Source organism: Cognatiyoonia sp. IB215182, from assembly GCF_033963905.1.
In the GTDB taxonomy this organism is placed as follows: Bacteria; Pseudomonadota; Alphaproteobacteria; order Rhodobacterales; family Rhodobacteraceae; genus Yoonia.
Window position 1 is genome coordinate 228,161 of sequence record NZ_JAXBMB010000001.1, and the last position, 20,669, is coordinate 248,829.

The window sequence follows — 20,669 nt, forward strand, 5'->3', positions numbered from 1 at the left end:
TCGGATGGGTTCGTCTTAATCGCGCAGTTTGGCGACGTCGGCCAAGAGGCCCGCAGTGCCGTTGTGTACGGTCAGCCGCTCGACCTTGCCGGCGATGACCTCCAATGCTTCGAGCTCTTTGAGCCGCAGCATCACAGGGTTCTCGGCCATCACCTTGGCAGTGTTCAGAAGCGACCGCGTGGCGTTCGTTTCTTCCCGCCGCCGGATGACGTTGGCCTCGGCCTCCTTCTCGGCGGCAACCACCGCCGTCAGGATGTCCCGCATCTCGCCGGGCAGGATCACGTCTTTGAGCGCAATCGCCCCCACCTCGACACCCAAGGCCGCCATTTCAGCCCGCACCGCGTTTGCGGCACCTTCGTCCACGGCGACCTTGTCGGCCAGAAGCGCATCCAGCGTCAGCGCCCCCAGCGTCCGCCGGAAAGCGAGCCCTAGCGCCCGATGCAACGCCTCTTCGAAATCCCGGACCTTGGTGACGGCTGTCACAGGGTCCACAACCCGGAAGTCGGCGACGAGGTTGACCCGCAGCGTCACCCGATCCCGCGTGAGGATTTCGTGGCCCGTCACATCGTGCGACCGCAGCCGCGTATCCACGACCTTGACCGCGATTTTGGGCCCGACGTTCCAGAACGTGTGCAAGCCGGGGTCGAGCAATGCAGGCGCCGTACCATCGAGGGTCATCACCCCAACATGGCCTTCCGCCACTTCGACCGAGGTCAAAAGCGCGGTTAGCCGTGCCCGCACCAGCCGCTTGGCCTGATCAGCGGGAACCTTCACGTCCGTGGCCACATCGTGCCGCGTGACGTGGAAAGGCCCCGCATCTGCCCAAAGGTGCAGCCGCGTGTCAGGCGCCACGGCCGAGATCAGCCGCCCGTCCCGGGCCACCAAGGCAACCTCGGCAGCGCCGGTCCGCACTTCGACCAGATGTGTTGCCACAAGATCAGGTGCGTCCCGCAGAAGCATGTCTACGTTCGCGCCTGTGACGAAGGGCGATGTCAGCGTATGCGCGTCGACCATGTCGTCGCGCTTGATCCGGTGTTCGCCTGCGCCCAGCAAGGCGACGATCCGCCCTTTGCGCGTCAGAATGGCCCGGTCGTTTTCGGTCAGGACCAGCCGCCGGTGGCCCGTGAGTGTATCAAATAGCCGCAACATCATTTTTCTCCTTCATTCTCTTGCGGTTAACATCGGTGTCGCAATGCGATCTCCTTTTGGGTTTGGTTTGGGTTGCACCCGGAACGGGTGACAGGTGTGAAAGATATCCGAGGCTGCCCCGCGCCATGCCCGATCAGGGGCAGACAGGTGAGCGGACGGGCAGGACCAATGGCGCGGGCCGGAGTGGTCGAGACCACCCATGCCGAACCAAAGGCCGTGCCTGCCATCGCCGACCGCCGCCAAAAGGGCAGAGCAGCGATGATCGTTCGTTTCGCGACCACCAAGGCAGCCGCAAGCGGGCAGGTCACCCCCGCTGAGGCGACCCCGGATACCCGTATGGAAGACGTTTTGCAGACGTCTGTTATGAGGAATCGAACCTCAAACGCTCACGCGCTTTTTCCGTTGGTTTCAATGACGGGATTCGAACCCGCCACACGTAGATTAATGGTCTACTGCTCTACCAGGATGAGCTACATCGAACATTGGCACCTGAAGCCAAGCCCTATCCAACTTTTCGGCCCTGGCATACGGGGCTGGCAGCGCCGCCCGCACCGGCAGAGTGATCACCTCTGACCGCTAGGGTCCGATCCGTCTGATCGGGACTTGCTGAATAGGTGTTGGTGGCGGATTCGCTCAACCGGACAAAAACAGGGGGTTTGGGGGCTGTGATCCGAGCGCAACAAAATTACCAACTTGCGCAACAAATGAAAATCACTGGCTGATCAGCCGGTGCCACCGACCTCTCAAACGGGCCGGATCTTGGCAAATCTTGCGCGAATTTGGGTGACCACAGGTCAGCTTGATGCGGCATCCGCCATGAGATCGTCGATAAACAGGCTCAAGAGCTGCGTGCGCCCTGAAACGTTTGCCTTGCGGTAAATTGCGTTGGTCTGTGCCTTGATCGTACCCTCGCTGACCTCGCGCAGCGCGGCAATCTCCTGCGTTGACATGCCTTTGATTGCAAAGAGGGCCACATCACGCTCGGCAGGTGTCAACTCCCACAGCGTGAATTTCTCTTCCATCACGTCCATGAAGGCGCCGGATGCCACGCGCAATTGGTCCTCGACCACGATGTTGCGGGCCATCGTGCGGCGCAGAACAATCCAACCAAGGCCCACACCCAACAGCAACCCCAATGCCGCGCCGAGCTCAATCAGCTCATGAACCTGCCAGCTAAACGGTGCAAGGCCAAAAACCGACCCGAGGATCTGTGAAAGAAAGAAGAACGCGCAAAGCATCTGAATGCAGACGATCACAAGCATGTGCCAATGGCGCTTCACGGGGGACAGTCGCTTTCTTCGTATTCAGACGACTTTATTCGTCGTCGTCATCATCCTCGTCGTCATCATCATCATCGTCATCGTCATCGTCGTCATCACGATCATCATCTTCATCGTCGTCGCGATCATCTTCGTCATCATCCTCATCATCGCGATCATCTTCGTCGTCGTCATCATCCTCGTCGTCGTTGCCGCCACCATTACCCGAACCGCCGCCATTGCCCGAGCCGCCGCCGGACGTGCTGGAACCGCCATCCTCGTCATCATCGCCTGCCGATGCGCCGGGAATGATTACAGTTGGCGTTGTACTTCCACTCAACCAGCGGTCCCGCATAATTTCGCCTGTTTGCGGGTTGATCACAAGTTCACGTGTCTGACTGTTGCGTTGGGCAACAAAGCGAAGACGTCGCAGAAGGGTCGTTTCAACGGTGATGTTCGAAAAGCCCTGTGACTGCAACTGGGTAATTACTTGCTCCTGCACCGATTGGGCCGCCGCTGCGAACGGCGCCCCAACCAGAGCAACACATAAGATGACGCGTTTAATCATCACCACGCCATAGCACGTTGATTACTCGTCGTCATCTTCATCCTCATCGTCGTCATCCTCGTCTTCGTCATCATCTTCATCGTCGTCATCATCCTCGTCTTCATCGTCATCCTCGTCTTCGTCATCATCTTCATCGTCGTCATCATCCTCGTCTTCATCGTCATCCTCGTCGTCTTCATCCTCGTCTTCGTCATCATCTTCATCTTCGTCTTCGTCTTCGTCTTCGTCATCGAGGAAATCTTCATCGTCATCGGAGACTTCGATGCCGGGGCTGGTCTCGTCATCGTCATCGACGGTTGACACTTCTTCTTCGAGGATGGCGCCCGTCTCTGCATCGTAAACGACTTCAAGTTTGCGACCGCGCCGGACAGCCTCGACCTTGACCTGGCTCGGACCGTTGACGACTTCAATGCGTTCGTAGCCTTGGTCTTGCAGTTGTGAGATAACCTGGTCAGCGATGGATTGTGCAAAGCCTGGGCCGGCTGCAAGTGCAAACACTGCGGTGGTTGAAAGAAGGGTCTTTTTCATCGTGCGATCCTTTGGGTTGCCGGCCCACACCACGCGGACCGTTCCCCAGCGTCGTCGCAAGAATGCACCCACGCCACCATGGGTCATGGGTTTAATCAGGTCGCGGTAAACCCTTGAAAGACGGGTCTAAACCAAAGTTTAGGCCCGTGTTCATCTAGGGTTAAGACTTCATGTCAAAGCCCAGATGCTTTGCCACGGTGAAAATGTCCTTATCACCGCGCCCACACATATTCATGACCAGAAGGTGGTCGCGCGGCAGATCAGGGGCAATCTTCATGACATGCGCAAGCGCATGAGACGGCTCCAGTGCGGGGATGATTCCCTCCAGCGCGCAGCAAAGCTGGAACGCTTCCAGCGCCTCATTGTCGGTGATTGCGACATATTCCGCCCGACCGATGTCGTGCAGCCAGGCATGTTCGGGGCCGATACCGGGATAATCGAGCCCGGCGGAGATCGAGAAGCCTTCGAGGATCTGACCCACATCATCCTGCAAAAGATAGGTGCGGTTGCCGTGCAGAACACCTGGCCGCCCGCCGGTGAGCGAAGCGCAGTGTTCCATCTTGGCGTTCACGCCCTTGCCGCCCGCCTCAACCCCGATGATCCGGACTTCATTGTCGTCAAGGAAGGGATAGAACAGGCCCATGGCGTTGGACCCGCCACCAATGGCGGCGATGATCGTATCGGGTAGGCGGCCTTCGGCGGCCTGCATCTGTTCCTTGGTTTCCTTGCCGATGATGGCCTGAAAATCACGGACCATGGCCGGATAGGGGTGCGGGCCTGCGACCGTGCCGATGCAGTAAAACGTGTCGCGCACATTGGTCACCCAATCGCGCAGCGCATCGTTCATCGCGTCTTTCAGCGTGCCGCGCCCGGAGGTGACCGGGACAACCTCGGCCCCCAGCAGTTTCATGCGGAAAACGTTGGGCGCTTGCCGCTCCACATCGTGTGCGCCCATATAGACGACGCATTTTAGGCCGAACTTGGCACAAACGGTGGCCGTTGCCACGCCGTGCTGACCGGCGCCGGTTTCTGCGATAATCCGGGATTTGCCCATCCGCCGGGCGAGGATGATCTGGCCCAGCACATTGTTGATCTTATGGGCACCGGTATGATTGAGTTCATCCCGCTTGAGATAAATCTTGGCGCCGCCCAGATGTTCGGTCAGCCGCTCAGCATGATAGAGCGGGCTGGGCCGCCCGACATAATGCGTCCAGAGATCATGCATCTCGGCCCAGAAACTGTCATCGGTCTTGGCATGTTCGTATTGCTCTTCCAGTTCCAGGATCAGCGGCATCAGGGTTTCCGACACGAACCGGCCCCCGAAATCACCGAACCTGCCTTTTTCGTCGGGGCCGGTCATGAAGCTGTTAAAAAGATCGTTGGCCATGGGAACACCTGCAAGTTTCGCGCTTGGCAGAACTATCGCCAAGCGAAAAGGAGGTAAAGCCGCCATCCGGTCGCAGACTTTCGCAGAAAGTCTGGAAACAAATCCTCATCGAGGATTTGACACCAATTCCTGTGCCAGGAATTGGCTAACTGGCCAATACGCGCACGGGCTGTGCGTTGCAGAAAATGATGACCTGATCGGCGTTTTCGACCGCCGAGTAGCCGCGCCGTTCCAATTCTGCGACAAATACATCGCGGCCCACAATGCGCTCCATGTCGCGTGTTTTGCGACGGACAACACCACCATCCAACGCTGCCTGCGCCGAAAACAAGTGCCGAAACCATATCTCTGGGGTCATGCGTTGGAACGTCTGGCTCATGTATCTAACGCTAAGTTGCGCTGGTAAACGACCGGTTAAGCCTTCTGCGCCGCGTCCATGAACGTCCGAATTTTTGCAGGATCTTTTATACCCGGTGCGCTTTCCACAGCCGACGACAAATCGAGCTGTCGCGCGCCGCTGACGGCCAAGGCATCTGCGACATTGTCCACGGTCAAACCACCCGCCAGCATCCAGGGTACTGGCCAGCGACGATGACCAATCAGGTTCCAGTCGAATGGCGCGCCATTGCCGCCCGGGCGGTCCGCATTCTTGGGTGGCTTTGCATCAACCAAAAGCTGGTCGGCCACCTGACCATAAACATCAAGCTGCGCGAGGTCGCTTTCATCCGCCACGCCCACGGCCTTCATCACCGGCAGGCCGTAGCGTGCACGCACCTCGCTCACCCGCTCTGGCGTTTCGGAGCCGTGCAGTTGCAACATATCAAGTGGTACCTGCCCACAGATCGCATCCAGTTCGGCATCCGTCGCATTCACGACCAATGCGACCTTGGCCACACCGACGGGCACTTCGGCTGCAAGCATCGCAGCCTGCTCAAGCGAGACATGGCGCGGCGATTTCGGGAAGAAGACGAAGCCCACATAGGCGGCACCAGCATCTGTAGCCGCAGCGATGGCGCCTGCATCACGCAGGCCGCAAATCTTTACCCGAATGTTGGTTGGCATCAGCCCGTCTTTTCAAGAAGCGCCAAAACGTCGTCGTCGCTTTTGGCCCCTGCGGCAGCGCCCCGCAATTGCTGCACCTCACGCTTGAGGTTCTCTACCTCGCGCCGCTGCCCTCTGGCGTCGGCGCGCATCCGATGTTCACGCACCCATTCCCAGAGGAACCCGATCATGAGGCCCGCACCAACGCCCAGAAAGATCACCACGAAGAGCGGCAATTGCACATCAGGCGAGATGGCCAGCAACTCTGCCAGTGCTTCCGGCATGGCCCGGACGGTCACAATGTCACGATTTGCGAGCCCGATCAGGATCAAACACAAGCCCACCAGGGCCCAAAAAGCATAACGAATAGTTTTCATACGATTCGATGTAGCGCATTTCGCGCGTGAATTGAACCGGCTCTAATTGCCGTTCAAGCGATCCCGCAGGAGCTTACCTGTCTTGAAGAATGGCACATGCTTTTCTTCCACATGGACGGATTCACCTGTGCGCGGGTTGCGCCCAATGCGCTCATCACGCTTTTTGACGGAAAATGCGCCAAAGCCCCGCAACTCAACCCGGTCGCCCCGGGACATCGCATCTGTGATCTCTTCAAAAATCGTGTTCACAATCTTTTCAACATCTCGTTGGTAAAGGTGAGGGTTCTCGTCGGCAATTTTCTGGATGAGCTCGGAACGGATCATAAATTTGGCCTCCCAACCAGTAACTTAACATCGAATGCGCGTTTGTGCCCGCTTTTCAAGAGACTATAGGCAGTTTGACGCCGTGGTGAAATAGCGGGATTCCCCTCTTTTCGCTCCAAATGCGGCACAGATGTGAACTAATTGTCGACATCCGGCTGGATTATCGCCGGGGGCGGGATGGGATGCGCGGCTGCCGCAATTACCTCTACGACCGATTCGCGAAACCTGGTGCGGTCGACCATGCGAAGTGCCCTCGACCAGCGACCGAGAGTTGCTGAAACGTGTCGTCGTCCTAGCTTTTCGCAAGAAGACAAGACCAAAGAGGGAGGAGAACATGGACCGCATCATTGCGATTGCGTCAGTATCGCTGCTTTTGGCAGCGCCAGTTTTTGCAGATGGGCATCGCAGCCCCGCGCCAGACGGTGCACGCGCCTACATCGTTTCACCCAGCGACGGCGACACTGTGACTAATCCGGTTACGATCGTCTTCGGGCTCGAGGGGATGGGCGTTGCGCCTGCAAATGTCGAGATGGAGAATACCGGCCATCATCACCTACTGATAAATACTGATCCTGCGACACTCGATATGGAATCGGGTCTGCCTGCCACTGACGAGATCGTGCATTTCGGCGGCGGGCAAACTCAGGTCACCAAAGAGCTACCGGCGGGAACACATACGCTGCAGCTTCTTTTAGGGGATTGGACGCATGTACCACATGATCCACCCGTGCTGAGCGAACAGATCACGATCACAGTGAACTAGCGGTTAGCCGCTTTAACTATGGCAGGTCACCTGCCATAGCGTGGCTGCGCAACACGTCGATCGGGACGATATCAAGGGCGCGCACATGCGTGGCGTGCAGGTTCACCTGCGGCGCGCAGCCCTCTTCGTGAGCCTGCAGGAAACGGCTCGCGCACAAACACCAGTGATCGCCGGGTTTAAGCCCGGCAAACCCGTATTCTGGTCTCGGCGTGCTCAGGTCGTTACCGACATATTTTGAGAAAGCCAGAAACTCGTCCGTCATCACGGCACACACCGTATGGCTGCCTTGATCTGCCGCGCAGGTATCGCAGGCGCCGTTCCGAAAGAACCCCGTCATCGGGTCGGTCGAACACGGGGCGAGCGTGCTGCCAAGAACGTTGAATGACGGGTCTTTTTCCATATCAAAGGCTTTCTGCAATCAGGCGAAACATGGCTTCGTTCTGGGCTTGGACACCCGCTTCGCGAAAGGCGCGGTCGGCCCCATGTGTGGCGATCACGACGTCATTTACCCGATCAACATAGAGGTATTGGCCGTAAATGCCACGTGCCAAGTACTGGCCGGGCGCCGATCCGTCGGGGATCCACCATTGATAGCCGTAGCCGATAGCGCCGGGTGCGGTATTTGCAGTGGCGGTTGTTGATTGATCAACCCATGTCGCGGGCACGATCTGTTGCCCGTTCCAGCGCCCGCCATTGGCGAACATCTGGCCAAAGCGGGCATTGTCGCGCGTGGTCATGTTGAGCCCGCCAAGGACAAACGCCGTCCCAAAACCATCAACCAGATAGTAGGGCGCCCCTTCGAGGGCCATTGGCCGGAGTATCTTTTCGTTCATCAGGTCATGTACGTCGCGTCCCGTGGCACCCCTGATGACCATTCCAAGCACATGGGTATCGATAGAGACATATTGCCAGTCCGTACCGGGTGCGGTGAAACTCTCGTCCTGTGCGACTGCAAAAGCATCCATTGATCGGCCGAGTGCCAAGACCCGCCCCATACGGTTGATGTCGGAAAAGAAGTCCAGGTAATCCTCGTCAAAGGTCACGCCCGACTCCATCTGCAAGACATCCCGGATACTAGCAGTGGCATAGGCCGAGGCAGCAAGCTCTGGCGCATAGGTCACCACCAGATCGTCAACACTGCCGATCGCACCTTCGGCAAGCACGATCCCCATTAGGGCCGAAAGATAGCTTTTCGAAACCGACCAGTTGATACGGACATCTTCGCGGGCAGTGCCCTGATAATACTCCTCGAAAACCACGGCGCCGTCTTTGAGCACGACAAGGGATGTGACGCTCCGCTCAGCCACCCAATCCGATACCGCTGCCGGTAAGGTCGCCTGTTGTCCTGACGGCAAAGGGCTCGGCGCGATCCGGGTCATTGCAAAGGGCCGATTGAGGAAGATGGCGTTCATGTTCGAGAAGTTCGTGACGATCTTCTCTTCGGAGAAGAGATCGAGCACGCCCATCAGTCGAACGACCTCCTCCCGCTTCCAGATGGCCAGCGCCCCCAGTGTGAGCGTGAAAATCAGGATGAAACCACCCGCCCATTTTGCTGCTTTGCGCATGCCGCCTCCTGTTGCCGTGATCTGCACCATGCAGTCAACAGGACGGTCAGGGCAATGGTGATCGTCGCGGCGGATTTCGACACCGCATAGGGCCCCAGATTGCCCATTTTTCCCGCCCTAGCTGTGCTGATCGCGCTTCTCTGGCGCCCAATTTACCCATCGCCCGTGGAAATCCGCGCGCCCTAGGTCAAAGAACAGATCACCCGGCCAAAGCCGCAAGGTGAGCGCAGCACCTCGTCCGCTGCCATCGTTTTCCATCCCGAACCAGGCCAATGGCGTGCTCTCGGTCGCGTTTGAACCGGCTTCCGCGATTAGCGCGGTTCCTTCTCTTTGCTTCTCCGCAGGAAAGTATTGCCATGCCACGGTGCTGTAGATCAGATGTAATTGGCCAGCGACGTGGGGCAGGCGGCCCTTGAGCCAATCAACGGCATCACCTTTCGCGACCTTCGTATCCGCCGCCGCGATAGCCGCTTGCGTCAGCTCCAGCCGGTGCGGCTGATCTGGCCACAGATAGGATTGCAGACGCAACGCATCCTTATGCGGATCAAGCGGGTTCAGATCAACGCCGCCCTGCGCCACGACCTTTGGCACAGATGCCGGGGGCAGGGGGCCGCTCCAGTCTGGGCGCAGGGTCAGTACGGGGTCTGAGGACCCAAAATGGCCATCACCGGCGACCATGCCATAGCGATGCCAATTCAGGTTCAGCCCTGCGCTCGCCCCCAATTCGGATGTGCGCATTGGCAGCCCGAACCTGTCGACCAGCCAATGGCCAACCGCAATCAGCGTCACTGATCGCCGCACCTCATTGGTTTGTGGTGCGCTGTTCAGCCAGTGATCGATGTGGTCTGCGTCGGTGACAAGCGTCGTGCAGATTGCCTGCCACAGGTCTTCTTCGCTCGGCTCGTGCGGCGGGTAGACGGCGGCGAGCGTGTCATGTCCCTGCAAATGCAGTGCATGCAATGCCCCCGCCAGTCGCAAGGGCACAGATTGTCCGGCAGGGGTGATGTCGCCCGGCCAGCCAAAGATGCGGTCGCGAATTGCGCCTTCGGGCCAAGGCATTGTCGCACAGGCCTGCATCAACCGCTCCATAAAGGGCGAATCCAGATTGCTGCAGGCCTTGGCCTGAAACGCAAACGCGGAGGCTATGTGTTCAGGCGCTAGCGAAACCGATCCACCAGCTTCTGCAGAGCGGAGCGGTCATCTGCCGCCTCGGGCACAGGCTCGCGCACAGGTTTCGGTTTCGGTGTAGACGTCGATGACCGTGGCGGGTTCACACGCAACGCAATCGCATTGAGGAACTTGGGCCCGTCACCCGTAACAAGGTCAGCGATACCATCGCTGATCCCGCGCATCAGGTCATCCAGCCACTCCGCATCCGCTTTCGGAAAATCCCGCAAAACGTAGCCGGGTACCGCATCCTTGTGCCCTGGATGCCCCACGCCGAGACGGACCCTGTCGTAATCCGGCCCGATATGCCCGTGGATCGACCGCAGACCGTTGTGGCCCGCATGTCCGCCTCCGGTCTTCAACCGCACCTTGCCGGGCGCCAGATCAATCTCATCATGAAAGACGATAACATCCTCGGGGGCGAGCTTGAGGTAACGCATCGCCTCACCCACCGACTGGCCGGAGAGGTTCATGAACGTCTCGGGCTTCAGCAGCGCGACCTTCTCGGGCCCGAACCGTCCATCAGAGATCTGGCCCTGAAACTTTGATCGCCATGGGCCAAATCCATGATCGGACGCGATGCGGTCCACGGCCATAAACCCGATATTGTGCCGGTTTTGCGCGTACTTTACGCCCGGATTACCAAGGCCAATGATCAACTTCATAGCGGCAATCTAGCTCATGCCGCGCTGCAGCGCCAGCCCGGCCAGAATGTAGTGCGGCTCAGGCTTCGTGCAACTGGTCCCATGCCGTGTGACAGAGCGCGTCAATGTCTTCGGTCACAACCTGTTGGCCCGTCATATCAATCGCATCTCTTCGGCCGGACCGAGCGATGAGAAGAAATAGTGGCTGCTTTGCCGCAATCACCGAAGCTGAAAATTGATGGTACTTGGCCCGCACTGTAACTTGGGACAGGACAGCAATCTTACAATCACCAACGCGATATGTGGGGCTGATCGAAAAGGTCATCTGCGTGGTCCGAATGCACGCCAGATCAGGGCCGCAAGCGGCCACAGGAACCTGATCGGGATGACAGACAGCTGTGCCTCTGCCCGCCCGCGCAAGCAGGCGACGGCGAAGTTCGGGCGCAGGCGGATATCAAGGCTGTTGGCGTAGATGAACGGTGTCAATTGGCCGAAGATCTGACCAGTTTCCGCCGGGTCGCCAGTGCCAAATTCACCATCGATCAGAAGATTGTCGACATGGATCTGACGGAGCATTTGCCCGATTGTCGCAGGGATCAGTCGCAGGGCTTCTGCATTGATCGAACGGCGGGACTTCCGCTTGGTTCGTGACTTTGCCGGCGTCTTTTCTTTCTGCGGCTTTTGTTCATGCGGGCGCGTGCTGTCATAAATCGTAATGGGCACGCACATCCCGGCAAAAGGCCGCGCCACCACCCGCGACCGCCAAGTTGGATCGCTTTTTGCAGAGAGGCGCAGCCGCAATGGCGTGGCGACCGCGAGGGCAGCGACAAGCAGCAACAGCCCAAGCAGCCACAACAGGATCATCAGGATGACGGGCATAGGCCGTCAGCTATCCGCATCTTCGTCTTTGTCGCGTTGCGTTTGTGCATCTATGGCTTTTGCCGCGACACGCCCAATGACATCCGTGACACCCGACATCGCGCCTTTGACCGCTTCAACACGGGCACCGTCCTGATCAATGATGATGGCGCCAATAGGCTTGATGCCGCCGCCGCCACCCGTTCCGCCGCTATCGCCGGTCTTGCCACCTGTCCCACCACCAGCGCCAAACCCAAAGCCGTAGCTGACCAAAGGGATAACTGTGCTGCCACCCTGTTCAATCGGGTCACCAAGTACATTTTTGGCGTTCAGCAGTCGCTCGAGTTCTTCCACCGTGTTTTTCATCAGCTGTTCCACATTGGCCATCGGAGCCTCCACAATCTGTGTTGAAATACGCCTTAGACCTATTTGGTTCGCCCGCCGATCGATTGATTTTTCTCAAAGCGCGGGGGGTTTTGGACAGCGTGCCAGTGATGCGAGCAACAAAAAGGGGCGCCCGAATGGACGCCCTATTCTTTGGTTGGTGGATGATTTTACGCGTCTTCGGCTTCGTCCGCTGCGGTGGGCACCTCATCAGCGGCCACGTCATCGCCATCTGCATCTTCATCGGCCAGCACGGCCCGCGGAGCGGAGATGTTGGCAATCACGAAATCACGGTCGGTGATGACAGGCTTTGCACCTTCAGGCAGTGTAACAGAGCTGATGGAGATCGTGTCGCCCATCTGTGCTTCGCTCAGATCAACTTGGATGCTTTCAGGGATTTCACCGGCAAGCACTTCTAGCTCAACCTCGTTCCGGACAACGGTCAGAACGCCGCCCTTTTTCACGCCAGGGCAGGTATCTGCGTGCAGGAACTCAACGGGGATAAAGATTTTCACCCGGCTTGTGCGCTTCAGGCGCATTAGGTCGATATGCGTGGGCAGGTCCTTGACCACGTCGCGCTGCACGCCACGGCAGATGACCCGCACGTCTTCCTGACCTTCGATCTTGAGGTTGAAAAGCGTGGACATGAAGCGACCCTTGCGCAGCATGGTCAGCAGGTAGTTGAATGGGATGCTGATGGATTGCGGGTCTGCGCCGCCACCATAAACAATGCCAGGTACGTCGCCGTCACGGCGAGCTTGGCGGGCGGCCCCCTTGCCTGTCCCCGCGCGTACCTTGGCGTTCAGATCTGGGATCTTTCCAGCCATAGTAGATTTCCTTCGATGTAGGGGCCCGCCTCCAAGGGTGTCCGAGCCCGATGAAGGCTGCCGTATAGGAGGGATTCGCGTGTTTGGAAAGGGTTTTGTGGCAGTTTGGAACGGGAAGGCGCGAACAATAACGTCAGGTCTTGTTCTTACAACCTGTTGGCTGCATCCACAGGCGCCTTGGCTGCACCACCGGCCTGATGCAGGCGGGCATGCCGTAACACTATTGGTGTCGTACCGTGATGCTTCTTGAATGCCCTTGTAAAGCCTTCAGAGGACGTGAAACCATAGCGCCTTGCGACCACGTCGACCCTGTCGCCTTTCGTAATGTCCTGCAGCGCCAGCGTCAGCCTCCACCGACGCAGATAGGCGGCCGGAGGTTCGCCGACGGCGGCAAGAAACCTCTCGGCGAAGCGGCTGCGCGACATACCTGCGATTTGCGCGAGGTCTTCGTTGCGCCACGCCTTTCCCGGACGGTTATGCATCGCAACAATCGCCTTGCTCAGCCGCGGATCAGAGAGACCGGCCAGAAGGCCCGGCTGCGTTGCGCCATCCTCGATCAGGGCGCGCATCATCCGCACGATCAATACTTCGCCAAGGCGGCTCAGCACTGAATCCGCGCCGCAGCGTTGCGCGGTGATTTCGGATTGCATCATCCGAACGAGGCCGGTGTTGTCGACATCACCAGACAGGTCGATTTCGACGATTTCGGGGAGGGCGGTCAGCAGCGGGTTGTCCGCACCGCTCCAATCAACATGCGCGCGGAAAAGAACCCGTTCGTCGGCGTCTTCGAAACCCGCACCGCGCGTGCGAAAGAGCGCCCGGTCGGGCGTTCCGATCGCTGCGATATAGACCACAAGGTTAGCGTCGTGCTGCGTTGCCGGTGCAACGGTCAACTTGAACCTGTCGATCAGGGTGGTCAGCCGGTCATATCGTTCCATTTGGGATTTTTGGTCTGTTTTTTGGGATTTAGCCGATCTTAGGTCTGTTAGGGTCGGCATGCAACCTCCCAGTCAGAAAGACCTGCCATGCTAATGCCCCGTCAGAAAACCCCCGACCTGCAACTTCCCACGCTGGATCACGGCGCGTTCGATCTATCGACCGATGCCTCTGAGCGTGGAACAGTCATCTGTTTCTACCGCGGCCTGCATTGTCCGATTTGTGCCACCTACCTGACTGAGTTTCAGAAGCGGGTCTCTGACTTTGCGGAACGCGGGGTCAAGACAATCGCCGTAAGCTCCGATGGCGAGGATCGCGCCCGCGAGATGGCCACGAAGATCGGAGCTGACACGCTTCGATTTGCATATGATCTGTCGCTGGCGAAGGCGCGTGAATGGGGGCTCTACATTTCGACCTCACGTGGCAAGACGTCGATCGGGATCGAAGAGCCGGCGCTTTTCTCTGAACCGGGCCTGTTTATGGTCACGCCCGAACAGTCACTCTATTACGGCTCCGTCCAGACCATGCCTTTCGTCCGGCCCCATTTCTCGGAACTTGTGGGTGCGCTGGATTTTGCGATCAAGAACAACTACCCCGCGCGTGGAGAATATACCGGCGCTGTCTAACCCGCTTTGCGCGAGATCTGCGGTGGGGCGCTTCAATGCAGCCTCAAATGAAAACCGCCTGACCCGTTTTCGGATCAGGCGGTGCATTCAGTGTTCAGGCGTGGCGTTGTCCCCACCAGCATCTGAGGCTCAGGACTTTGGTTTCGCCTCCAGCGAGGCGATGCGCCGTTTCAGCATTTTCTTTTCTTCATGCAGCACCGCGACAGCCTTTTGTTCGTTGTCGCGTTCGTGCCGACACTGTTCGAGGTTGCTGCGCCAGAAATCGATCTCGGTCTTCATGGTCTCAAGTGCCTGATCGGACGAGCGGTCAAAACGCCAGATCGCCCAGCCGAGGCCCATGCCAAGAGCAAATGTCACAAGCATAAAGGCGAAGATTTGGAGCAATAATGGTGACATCTAATTCTTCCTACTCGTCTGCGGTTTCAGTTGCGTCTTCTGCGTCAGCGGCGCTTTCATCCACCGCCTCAGCACCCTCTTCAGGCGCATCATCTGTAGCGGTGTCTTCTTCCGCCGCGTCAGCGCTCTCTTCTACAGCGTCTTCAGCGGCCTCTGCCGCGGCGGTCTGTACCTGCCACTCAAACGTGATCCGGCGGTTCGCAGCGCGTCCTTCGAATGTGCCGTTGTCGGCAATCGGCTGGGTCTCGCCATAGCCAACTGCAACCATGTAGTCTGGTGACACACCGCCATCGACCATGAAGTCCAAAACGGCTTGTGCGCGTGCCTCGCTGATGGCCTGGTTGCTCTCTTCTGCACCCTGGCTGTCGGTGTGACCGCCAATTTCAATGATCAGATCAGCATTGGCACATCCGATCGCGATATCGCGCAGTTCGGCCAAGGTTGCAGCAGAGTCGCTGTTGATGGAGGTCGTGCCCGTGTCAAACGTGATTTGTGAGGCTTCGAGGATTGTCGCAGCCCGTGCATCGCAAACCTGCGCCAGTTCCTCTGCCGGCATATCCGGGTTACCCAAGCCAAGGCGCAGGTTCTGGATAATGCGTGTTTGTTCATCGACCTGTTCGCTCAGTGCCGCAATCTGCGCGTCCAGCGCGGATGTATCAGGCACCTCAACGGCTGCCGCCGCCTCGGCAGCTTCTGTTGCTTCGGCCAAGGCCACTTCAAGCGAGGCGATTGTTTCGTCCCGCTCGGCTACGCTGTCGGTCAGCGCGGCGACTTGATCTGCAGTTTCGGCCTGCGCTTCGGCCGCATCCACGGCCTCGGCATTTGCTGCCTCAAGCGCTGCAATCGCTTCGTCGCGTGTCGCGATTGTCGCGGTGAGCTCGGCAATCTCTTCGGCGGTTGCCGCGTCAGTTTCCTGTGCCGTCGCCAATTCACTTTCCAGCGCCGAGATCTGCGCCTCACGCTCCGCCAGCGTGTTGGTCAAAGTGTCTAAAGCTGCCGCTGTTTCTTCGCTGGGCGCTTCCGCCGTGGCGAGTGCAGCGTCCCGTTCTTCAGTCAGAGATGCAATCGTTTCACTCAGTTCTGCAATTTCCGCATCTCGCGCTTCGGTATCTGCCTGCAGCGCTGCGATATCGGCTTGTAGTGCCGCGACCTGACCATCGGTATCTTCAGGCACATTCGCGGTCGCGTTTGCCTGAAGGTCTTCGACCTGTGCTGCGGCATCGGCGGCCTGTTCTTCCAACGTGCTGACCTGCGCGGCCAATGTCTCAATTTCAGCCGTATTGGCGTCGAACGTTTCCATCAGGGCCGCAATCGTCCCTTGTGCGGCTGCCAATCGGCCCTCGCGTGCGGCCAGTTCCGCCTCAAGTCCGGTGACCTGCGTGGCAAGGTCACCCTCTGTATCCGTCTGCGTTGCAATTGCGGTGCTGACGTCAGACAGCTCTGCGGTGACCGTTTCCAACTCGGCAGACACCGTGTCGAATTCTGCTGACACCGTGTCCAGTTGAGTCGAGACCGCGGTGAACTCCGCCGCCAGCGTTTCCAGTTCAGCCGACAATGCGTCACGCTCTTCGCTGACATTCTGCACGGTATTGGTCAGCGCTGCGACCTCTTCTTCGAGCGCAGCAGAGGCATCAGTCAGCGTGGCAATCTCTGCGGCGCTGCGTTCACTCTCAGCAGCGCTGCGTTCGTTTGCGGCTGTCAGTTCAGCCTGCAATGCCGCTTGTGCCTCTTCAATCTCGGCTGTGGCCAGACCTGCCGCACTTTGCGGTGTCAGCCATGAGGCCAAAAAGAATGTCAGCGCTGTCAAACACGCAACCGCGACGATGAGCACAGATCTCATAAGAGTTTCCCTTCACCACAATAAAAACTGGAGTCAGATGATGACCACCCGGCAGGGATAGGCACAGATTTGGTCGAATTTTAGGCGCTTGATACAATAATTTCGGGAAAGGTAAAGAATTGACCCGACGCTCTGGGCCTCTCTCAGCGCGCCACAGCGGCTATCGTGACGAAAGCATGCCCAGAAAGTGACGCGGCTGCGTTCCCTGCCCAGCATTCGCAGCTCACCTTCCCATTACGAACCGCCCTTGCGTCACTCATTATTCTTGTGCAGTGCAGGTTCATGTCTGTGTTCAGTGCCCTTTCCTTGTCGCGACGACCCGCCGCCGCCTTTGTCGTAATCGGCCTGTTCTGGGGGTGCTTTGCGGCGCATGTCCCCGTGATAAAGGCGCAACTTGGGGCCTCGGATGCCATGTTTGGAACGCTGCTCCTCGGCTCGGCAACCGGGCTGGTTTCAGCGATGTGGCTCGCACCCATGGCCGATCGGCTTCTGGGGGCGCGGGCGATGCAATTTGGGGTTGTTGCACTCTGTTGCGCCTGGCTTTTGCCGCCCATGATAACGACACCTCTGCTCTTTGCAGTTGCAATGGCGTTTGTGGGCCTCGCATCGGGCCTTTTGGATGTGGTGATGAATGCCCGCGTCAGCGAGTTGGAGGCCGCACATGCGCGCCCGCTGATGAATGCCAATCACGGCATGTTTTCTCTAGCCTACGCGATCAGCGCACTGATCTCGGGTTTCACTCGCGAGGCCGGGTTGCCGCCCATTGTGGTGTTTGCCGGTCTTGCCATGATTTGTCTGGTCATGGTGCCATTCATCCGCATGGCGCCGACGCATACTATGGCAACATCAGACGATAGCGGCCGATATCCGCTTTGGCCGATCACCCTATGCGGTACGATTGTGCTCGTCGCCTTCATGTCCGAGGCCACGGTGGAGGCATGGTCGGCCCTGCATGTTGAACGCACATTGGGCGGCGGCGCTGCAGAGGGGGCGTTAGGCCCTGCGATGCTTGGTATCACCATGGCGATCGGGCGCTTTTCGGGGCAGATCATTGCAGCGCGACTGGCCGAGGTGACGATAATCCTGATCGCGGGTGTCATTTCCGCGACGGGTGCTGTGATCGCCGCCATCGCGCCTGCGCCGGCTTTTGCTTACTTGGGCTTTGGTATCCTCGGTCTCGGCGTTTCGGTGATCGGGCCGATGGGCCTTGGTCTGGTGGGCAAGCTGGTCGCCCCTCATCTGCGGACCGAGGCGATCAGCCGGACCGCTGTGATCGGCTTTTCGGGGTTCTTCTTTGCGCCAATGCTGATGGGGTTGATGTCAGAAGCCTTCGGCCTGCGCGTTGCCTTTGGCGGGGTCGCGGCGCTTTTGTTGTGCGCCGTACCACTCGCCATTATGGCGTCGCGATTACCTTTTCAGGCTTCAGCCACCTGGCGGCATTCTAAAACAAGCTGAAGGCAAAGCGATAAACGCTTTGCCAGCAAGCTTTGACTTCGGTCAGGATCACTTTGGCGAACCCAACGGAAAATCAAAAAGTGTTTTGATCGTAGGTTTAGTCAGTCAAAGTGATATCGATAGTGTCTGTCGTGTCATCCGTTGGCTCGTCATCATCGTCGTCATCATCTGCAATGGCAGCGGCAATCAATAAGGCGGCGAGCACGCCGAGGATCACAAATGTGGGGTTCACGGATGTGCCTGCTGGCGCCATCGTGTCTTCTACTTCGACGGGTGCTTCCATAATCTCATCGGCCAGCCCACCTGCGATGCTAGATGTCGCAAAGGCCGTCATCGCCACAGCCGCGGTCAGTGTTGTTGTAATGCGCATCTTTCAATCTCCTTCAAATATGCGAACTCATCACTTGGTAACGTGCTAATCACGATACCCCTGCGTAAACCTTCACGCCCGTTAACCTTTCGTCAACGATTTCGTGAACTTTTGCCGCGAATCTGCCGGAAAACCTGACCCTAAGGGCAATTAGGCCCAACGCCCCTCGAATCCTTCGGGTACCAAAAGCACGTCCCGGTCGAGTGTTTTAACGTCCCTTCGCCCACAAAGTGCCATTGTCGTATCAAGCTCTTTGTGAATCACCTCAAGCGCAGTGGTGACTCCCTTTTCACCCATCGCGCCAAGGCCATTCACGAAGGCGCGCCCGATGTAAGTGCCCTTCGCCCCCATCGCGAGCGCCTTGAGCACGTCTTGCCCCGACCTGATCCCGCTATCGAGATGCACCTCGACCCGGTCGCCGACCGCTTCGATAATACTCGGCAAAACCTTGATCGACGACAGAGCACCGTCCAATTGCCGCCCGCCATGGTTTGAGACGATAATCGCATCCGCACCCAAATCGGCGGCTTTGCGCGCGTCATCAGCGTCCAGAATGCCCTTCAGGATCACCTTGCCGTCCCACATCTTCATCAACTCGGCCACACGCGCCCAATCCAGCGCGTGGTCAAACGCCTCCGCCGTCCAGGCGGCAAGCGACGATGCATTCGAGACACCCTGCGCATGGCCCACGATGTTGCCGAAAAAGCGCCGCTTGGTCTGCAGCATTTCTATGCCCCAGGGCCACCTCGTCGCCAGATCAGCTATGCTTGCGAGCGTGAACTTGGGCGGAGCCGAGAGACCGTTTTTCAGGTCCTTATGCCGTTGCCCCATGATCTGCAGATCAAGCGTGATCACCAGCGCCGAACAACCCGCGTCTCGCGCGCGGCCAATCAGCCGCTTCATGAATTCGTCGTCCTTGAGCGTGTAAACCTGAAACCAGAATGGCTTTTCGGTATGGGCCGCCACATCCTCGATCGAGCAGATCGACATGGTCGACAGCGTAAAGGGCACGCCGAATTTCTCGGCAGCGCGGGCCGCTTTGATCTCACCATCCGCCGCTTGCATGCCGGTCAGCCCCACAGGCGCCAGTGCAACCGGCATCGACACATCCTCGCCCACCATCTGGCTGGCTGTGGTGCGGTTGGTCATGTCGACGGCGACCCGCTGCCGCAGCCGAATCTCATCAAAATCCGAGGTGTTTTCGCGGAATGTCTGTTCCGTCCAGCTGCCGCTTTCGGCGTAATCGTAAAACATCTTGGGCGTGCGGCGTTTGTGCAGCCGCTTGAGATCATCAATCGTGGTGATGACGGGCATGGCGAAAATCCTCAAATTGGTAATGAATAGTTACCGATTTGGGGTGTTTGGGGCAATGGGCTTGGCGCAGAAATGCGTCTCAGGCCCGATGCGCCCCGTCCGCCAGTGATTTTACAAAGGCCAGCACATCCGCCACTGGTTCGCCTGCGCCGATCTTTTCGACGATGGCGGAGCCCACGACGGCACCATCGGCCACTTTTGCAATCGCCTCAGCCGCTTCGGGTGTCTTAACGCCAAAGCCCACGATCACCGGCAGATCGGTGCTGGACTTGATCCGTGCAACTTCCGGTCCGACATCGGCGGCCTGCGCCGCCGCAGTTCCTGTGATTCCGGTCATTGAGACGTAGTAAACGAAGCCCGACGTATTCTTGAGGACAGCCGGTAGGCGTTTGTCATCGGTCGTAGGCGTGGCCAGGCGGATAAAGTTGATCCCCGCCTTTTGCGCAGGGATACACAATTCGTCATCTTCCTCGGGCGGCAGATCAACGATGATCAACCCGTCGATACCCGCTGCCTTTGCATCGACCAGAAACTGGTCGACGCCGCGCGAATAGATCGGGTTGTAGTACCCCATCATCACAATGGGCGTCTCCTGATCCACTTTGCGCAGGTGGCGCGCATAATCGAGCGTCTTTTCCAGCGTTTGCCCGCCTTCAAGCGCCCGCTGACCAGCCAGCTGGATCGTCGGACCATCCGCCATCGGGTCCGTGAACGGCATACCAAGTTCGATGATATCCACGCCGGCACCGGGCAGGCCCTGGACCACCTCCAGCCCCGTCTCGAAATCAGGATCGCCCGCCATCACATAGGCCACAAAAGCCTTGCGCCCTTCGGCCTTCAGCGCTGCAAATTTCGCGTCGATCCTGCTCATCACATGTCCCCGGTTCAAAA

Annotated in this window: 25 protein-coding genes and 1 tRNA gene; 3 read left to right on the top strand and 23 right to left on the bottom strand. The window is 58.5% G+C overall.

Annotated elements, in window-relative coordinates:
- Positions 1-15 precede the first annotated feature (15 nt).
- From SLH47_RS01135 to ihfB, 10 genes are all read right to left on the bottom strand, one after another.
- Positions 16-1,149: a slipin family protein gene (locus SLH47_RS01135; protein WP_320237457.1), complete on the bottom strand. Its 1,134-nt coding sequence runs from the start codon at positions 1,147-1,149 to the stop codon at positions 16-18.
- A gap of 403 nt (positions 1,150-1,552) precedes the next feature.
- Positions 1,553-1,629, bottom strand: a tRNA-Asn gene (locus tag SLH47_RS01140).
- A gap of 314 nt (positions 1,630-1,943) precedes the next feature.
- A complete protein-coding gene (locus SLH47_RS01145; protein WP_320237458.1) occupies positions 1,944-2,411 on the bottom strand; it encodes a helix-turn-helix transcriptional regulator in 468 nt (155 codons plus the stop codon).
- 52 nt (positions 2,412-2,463) lie between these two features.
- Complete coding sequence (locus tag SLH47_RS01150) at positions 2,464-2,976, bottom strand: hypothetical protein (protein ID WP_320237459.1); 513 nt, start codon at positions 2,974-2,976, stop codon at positions 2,464-2,466.
- A gap of 21 nt (positions 2,977-2,997) precedes the next feature.
- The gene (locus SLH47_RS01155; protein ID WP_320237460.1) at positions 2,998-3,504 is read right to left on the bottom strand and encodes a PepSY domain-containing protein; all 507 of its coding nucleotides are present in this window, start codon (positions 3,502-3,504) and stop codon (positions 2,998-3,000) included.
- Between the two features lie 160 nt (positions 3,505-3,664).
- Positions 3,665-4,891 carry a tryptophan synthase subunit beta gene (trpB, locus tag SLH47_RS01160; protein ID WP_320237461.1) on the bottom strand — a complete coding sequence of 409 codons (1,227 nt, stop codon included), beginning with the start codon at positions 4,889-4,891 and terminating at the stop codon, positions 3,665-3,667.
- Positions 4,892-5,036: 145 nt separating this feature from the next.
- Entirely contained in the window at positions 5,037-5,249 is a 213-nt protein-coding gene (locus SLH47_RS01165) for an N-(5'-phosphoribosyl)anthranilate isomerase (protein ID WP_320237462.1), read from the bottom strand.
- A 56-nt stretch (positions 5,250-5,305) separates the two neighbouring features.
- A complete protein-coding gene (locus SLH47_RS01170) occupies positions 5,306-5,953 on the bottom strand; it encodes a phosphoribosylanthranilate isomerase (protein ID WP_320237463.1) in 648 nt (215 codons plus the stop codon).
- A complete protein-coding gene (locus SLH47_RS01175) occupies positions 5,953-6,309 on the bottom strand; it encodes a LapA family protein (RefSeq protein WP_320237464.1) in 357 nt (118 codons plus the stop codon). Before SLH47_RS01175 ends, SLH47_RS01170 begins: the two co-directional genes overlap by 1 nt.
- A 42-nt stretch (positions 6,310-6,351) precedes the next feature.
- Positions 6,352-6,633 (bottom strand): integration host factor subunit beta, encoded by a 282-nt coding sequence (gene ihfB / locus SLH47_RS01180; protein WP_320237465.1) that lies wholly within the window; start codon positions 6,631-6,633, stop codon positions 6,352-6,354.
- Between the two features lie 334 nt (positions 6,634-6,967).
- On the opposite strand from ihfB, the gene SLH47_RS01185 reads away from it, so the two are divergent.
- Positions 6,968-7,396 (top strand): DUF4399 domain-containing protein, encoded by a 429-nt coding sequence (locus SLH47_RS01185; RefSeq protein ID WP_320237466.1) that lies wholly within the window; start codon positions 6,968-6,970, stop codon positions 7,394-7,396.
- A gap of 16 nt (positions 7,397-7,412) precedes the next feature.
- Here SLH47_RS01185 and SLH47_RS01190 read toward each other — a convergent pair whose 3' ends face one another.
- From SLH47_RS01190 to SLH47_RS01225, 8 genes are all read right to left on the bottom strand, one after another.
- Positions 7,413-7,796: a DUF2237 domain-containing protein gene (locus tag SLH47_RS01190; RefSeq protein ID WP_320237467.1), complete on the bottom strand. Its 384-nt coding sequence runs from the start codon at positions 7,794-7,796 to the stop codon at positions 7,413-7,415.
- 1 nt (position 7,797) lies between these two features.
- Positions 7,798-8,961, bottom strand: a complete 1,164-nt coding sequence (locus SLH47_RS01195) for a serine hydrolase (RefSeq protein WP_320237468.1) — start codon at positions 8,959-8,961, stop codon at positions 7,798-7,800.
- Between the two features lie 117 nt (positions 8,962-9,078).
- Positions 9,079-10,107, bottom strand: coding sequence for a DUF2332 domain-containing protein (locus SLH47_RS01200; protein ID WP_320237968.1), 1,029 nt, complete (start codon positions 10,105-10,107; stop codon positions 9,079-9,081).
- An 11-nt stretch (positions 10,108-10,118) separates the two neighbouring features.
- Positions 10,119-10,793: an aminoacyl-tRNA hydrolase gene (gene pth, locus SLH47_RS01205; RefSeq protein ID WP_320237469.1), complete on the bottom strand. Its 675-nt coding sequence runs from the start codon at positions 10,791-10,793 to the stop codon at positions 10,119-10,121.
- A gap of 300 nt (positions 10,794-11,093) precedes the next feature.
- Entirely contained in the window at positions 11,094-11,651 is a 558-nt protein-coding gene (locus SLH47_RS01210) for a DUF2953 domain-containing protein (RefSeq protein WP_320237470.1), read from the bottom strand.
- A 6-nt stretch (positions 11,652-11,657) separates the two neighbouring features.
- Entirely contained in the window at positions 11,658-12,017 is a 360-nt protein-coding gene (locus SLH47_RS01215) for a GerW family sporulation protein (protein WP_320237471.1), read from the bottom strand.
- A gap of 167 nt (positions 12,018-12,184) precedes the next feature.
- On the bottom strand, positions 12,185-12,841 hold the full coding sequence (locus tag SLH47_RS01220) for a 50S ribosomal protein L25/general stress protein Ctc (protein ID WP_320237472.1): 657 nt from the start codon (positions 12,839-12,841) through the stop codon (positions 12,185-12,187).
- A 146-nt stretch (positions 12,842-12,987) separates the two neighbouring features.
- Positions 12,988-13,779: an AraC family transcriptional regulator gene (locus tag SLH47_RS01225; RefSeq protein WP_320237473.1), complete on the bottom strand. Its 792-nt coding sequence runs from the start codon at positions 13,777-13,779 to the stop codon at positions 12,988-12,990.
- A gap of 87 nt (positions 13,780-13,866) precedes the next feature.
- On the opposite strand from SLH47_RS01225, the gene SLH47_RS01230 reads away from it, so the two are divergent.
- Positions 13,867-14,403: a peroxiredoxin-like family protein gene (locus SLH47_RS01230; protein WP_320237474.1), complete on the top strand. Its 537-nt coding sequence runs from the start codon at positions 13,867-13,869 to the stop codon at positions 14,401-14,403.
- Between the two features lie 129 nt (positions 14,404-14,532).
- Here the strand turns inward: SLH47_RS01230 and SLH47_RS01235 are convergent, their stop codons facing one another.
- Together SLH47_RS01235 and SLH47_RS01240 are read right to left on the bottom strand one after the other, a co-directional pair.
- A complete protein-coding gene (locus tag SLH47_RS01235) occupies positions 14,533-14,799 on the bottom strand; it encodes a hypothetical protein (RefSeq protein ID WP_320237475.1) in 267 nt (88 codons plus the stop codon).
- A gap of 10 nt (positions 14,800-14,809) precedes the next feature.
- Positions 14,810-16,639, bottom strand: coding sequence for an OmpA family protein (locus SLH47_RS01240; RefSeq protein ID WP_320237476.1), 1,830 nt, complete (start codon positions 16,637-16,639; stop codon positions 14,810-14,812).
- Positions 16,640-16,921: 282 nt separating this feature from the next.
- Here SLH47_RS01240 and SLH47_RS01245 point away from each other — a divergent pair, with 282 nt between their 5' ends.
- Complete coding sequence (locus SLH47_RS01245) at positions 16,922-18,094, top strand: MFS transporter (protein WP_320237477.1); 1,173 nt, start codon at positions 16,922-16,924, stop codon at positions 18,092-18,094.
- A 97-nt stretch (positions 18,095-18,191) separates the two neighbouring features.
- On the opposite strand, the gene SLH47_RS01250 is transcribed toward SLH47_RS01245, so the two are convergent.
- The 3 genes from SLH47_RS01250 to trpA form a co-directional block, all read right to left on the bottom strand.
- A complete protein-coding gene (locus tag SLH47_RS01250; protein ID WP_320237478.1) occupies positions 18,192-18,464 on the bottom strand; it encodes a hypothetical protein in 273 nt (90 codons plus the stop codon).
- A 150-nt stretch (positions 18,465-18,614) separates the two neighbouring features.
- Entirely contained in the window at positions 18,615-19,778 is a 1,164-nt protein-coding gene (locus SLH47_RS01255; RefSeq protein WP_320237479.1) for an alpha-hydroxy acid oxidase, read from the bottom strand.
- Between the two features lie 79 nt (positions 19,779-19,857).
- Positions 19,858-20,649 (bottom strand): tryptophan synthase subunit alpha, encoded by a 792-nt coding sequence (trpA, locus tag SLH47_RS01260; protein ID WP_320237480.1) that lies wholly within the window; start codon positions 20,647-20,649, stop codon positions 19,858-19,860.
- Between the last annotated feature and the right edge of the window lie 20 nt (positions 20,650-20,669).

Coding starts and splice junctions, on each gene's coding strand:
- trpB (WP_320237461.1), bottom strand. CDS start 4,891: ATGGCCAACGATCTTTTTAACAGCTTCATGACCGGCCCCGACGAAAAA.
- SLH47_RS01195 (WP_320237468.1), bottom strand. CDS start 8,961: ATGCGCAAAGCAGCAAAATGGGCGGGTGGTTTCATCCTGATTTTCACG.
- SLH47_RS01220 (WP_320237472.1), bottom strand. CDS start 12,841: ATGGCTGGAAAGATCCCAGATCTGAACGCCAAGGTACGCGCGGGGACA.
- trpA (WP_320237480.1), bottom strand. CDS start 20,649: ATGAGCAGGATCGACGCGAAATTTGCAGCGCTGAAGGCCGAAGGGCGC.
- SLH47_RS01165 (WP_320237462.1), bottom strand. CDS start 5,249: ATGACCCCAGAGATATGGTTTCGGCACTTGTTTTCGGCGCAGGCAGCG.
- SLH47_RS01155 (WP_320237460.1), bottom strand. CDS start 3,504: ATGAAAAAGACCCTTCTTTCAACCACCGCAGTGTTTGCACTTGCAGCC.
- SLH47_RS01230 (WP_320237474.1), top strand. CDS start 13,867: ATGCTAATGCCCCGTCAGAAAACCCCCGACCTGCAACTTCCCACGCTG.
- SLH47_RS01150 (WP_320237459.1), bottom strand. CDS start 2,976: ATGATTAAACGCGTCATCTTATGTGTTGCTCTGGTTGGGGCGCCGTTC.
- SLH47_RS01210 (WP_320237470.1), bottom strand. CDS start 11,651: ATGCCCGTCATCCTGATGATCCTGTTGTGGCTGCTTGGGCTGTTGCTG.
- SLH47_RS01235 (WP_320237475.1), bottom strand. CDS start 14,799: ATGTCACCATTATTGCTCCAAATCTTCGCCTTTATGCTTGTGACATTT.
- SLH47_RS01170 (WP_320237463.1), bottom strand. CDS start 5,953: ATGCCAACCAACATTCGGGTAAAGATTTGCGGCCTGCGTGATGCAGGC.
- ihfB (WP_320237465.1), bottom strand. CDS start 6,633: ATGATCCGTTCCGAGCTCATCCAGAAAATTGCCGACGAGAACCCTCAC.
- SLH47_RS01250 (WP_320237478.1), bottom strand. CDS start 18,464: ATGCGCATTACAACAACACTGACCGCGGCTGTGGCGATGACGGCCTTT.
- SLH47_RS01215 (WP_320237471.1), bottom strand. CDS start 12,017: ATGGCCAATGTGGAACAGCTGATGAAAAACACGGTGGAAGAACTCGAG.
- SLH47_RS01185 (WP_320237466.1), top strand. CDS start 6,968: ATGGACCGCATCATTGCGATTGCGTCAGTATCGCTGCTTTTGGCAGCG.
- SLH47_RS01225 (WP_320237473.1), bottom strand. CDS start 13,779: ATGGAACGATATGACCGGCTGACCACCCTGATCGACAGGTTCAAGTTG.
- SLH47_RS01255 (WP_320237479.1), bottom strand. CDS start 19,778: ATGCCCGTCATCACCACGATTGATGATCTCAAGCGGCTGCACAAACGC.
- SLH47_RS01245 (WP_320237477.1), top strand. CDS start 16,922: ATGTCTGTGTTCAGTGCCCTTTCCTTGTCGCGACGACCCGCCGCCGCC.
- pth (WP_320237469.1), bottom strand. CDS start 10,793: ATGAAGTTGATCATTGGCCTTGGTAATCCGGGCGTAAAGTACGCGCAA.
- SLH47_RS01175 (WP_320237464.1), bottom strand. CDS start 6,309: ATGAAAACTATTCGTTATGCTTTTTGGGCCCTGGTGGGCTTGTGTTTG.
- SLH47_RS01135 (WP_320237457.1), bottom strand. CDS start 1,149: ATGTTGCGGCTATTTGATACACTCACGGGCCACCGGCGGCTGGTCCTG.
- SLH47_RS01240 (WP_320237476.1), bottom strand. CDS start 16,639: ATGAGATCTGTGCTCATCGTCGCGGTTGCGTGTTTGACAGCGCTGACA.
- SLH47_RS01190 (WP_320237467.1), bottom strand. CDS start 7,796: ATGGAAAAAGACCCGTCATTCAACGTTCTTGGCAGCACGCTCGCCCCG.
- SLH47_RS01145 (WP_320237458.1), bottom strand. CDS start 2,411: ATGCTTGTGATCGTCTGCATTCAGATGCTTTGCGCGTTCTTCTTTCTT.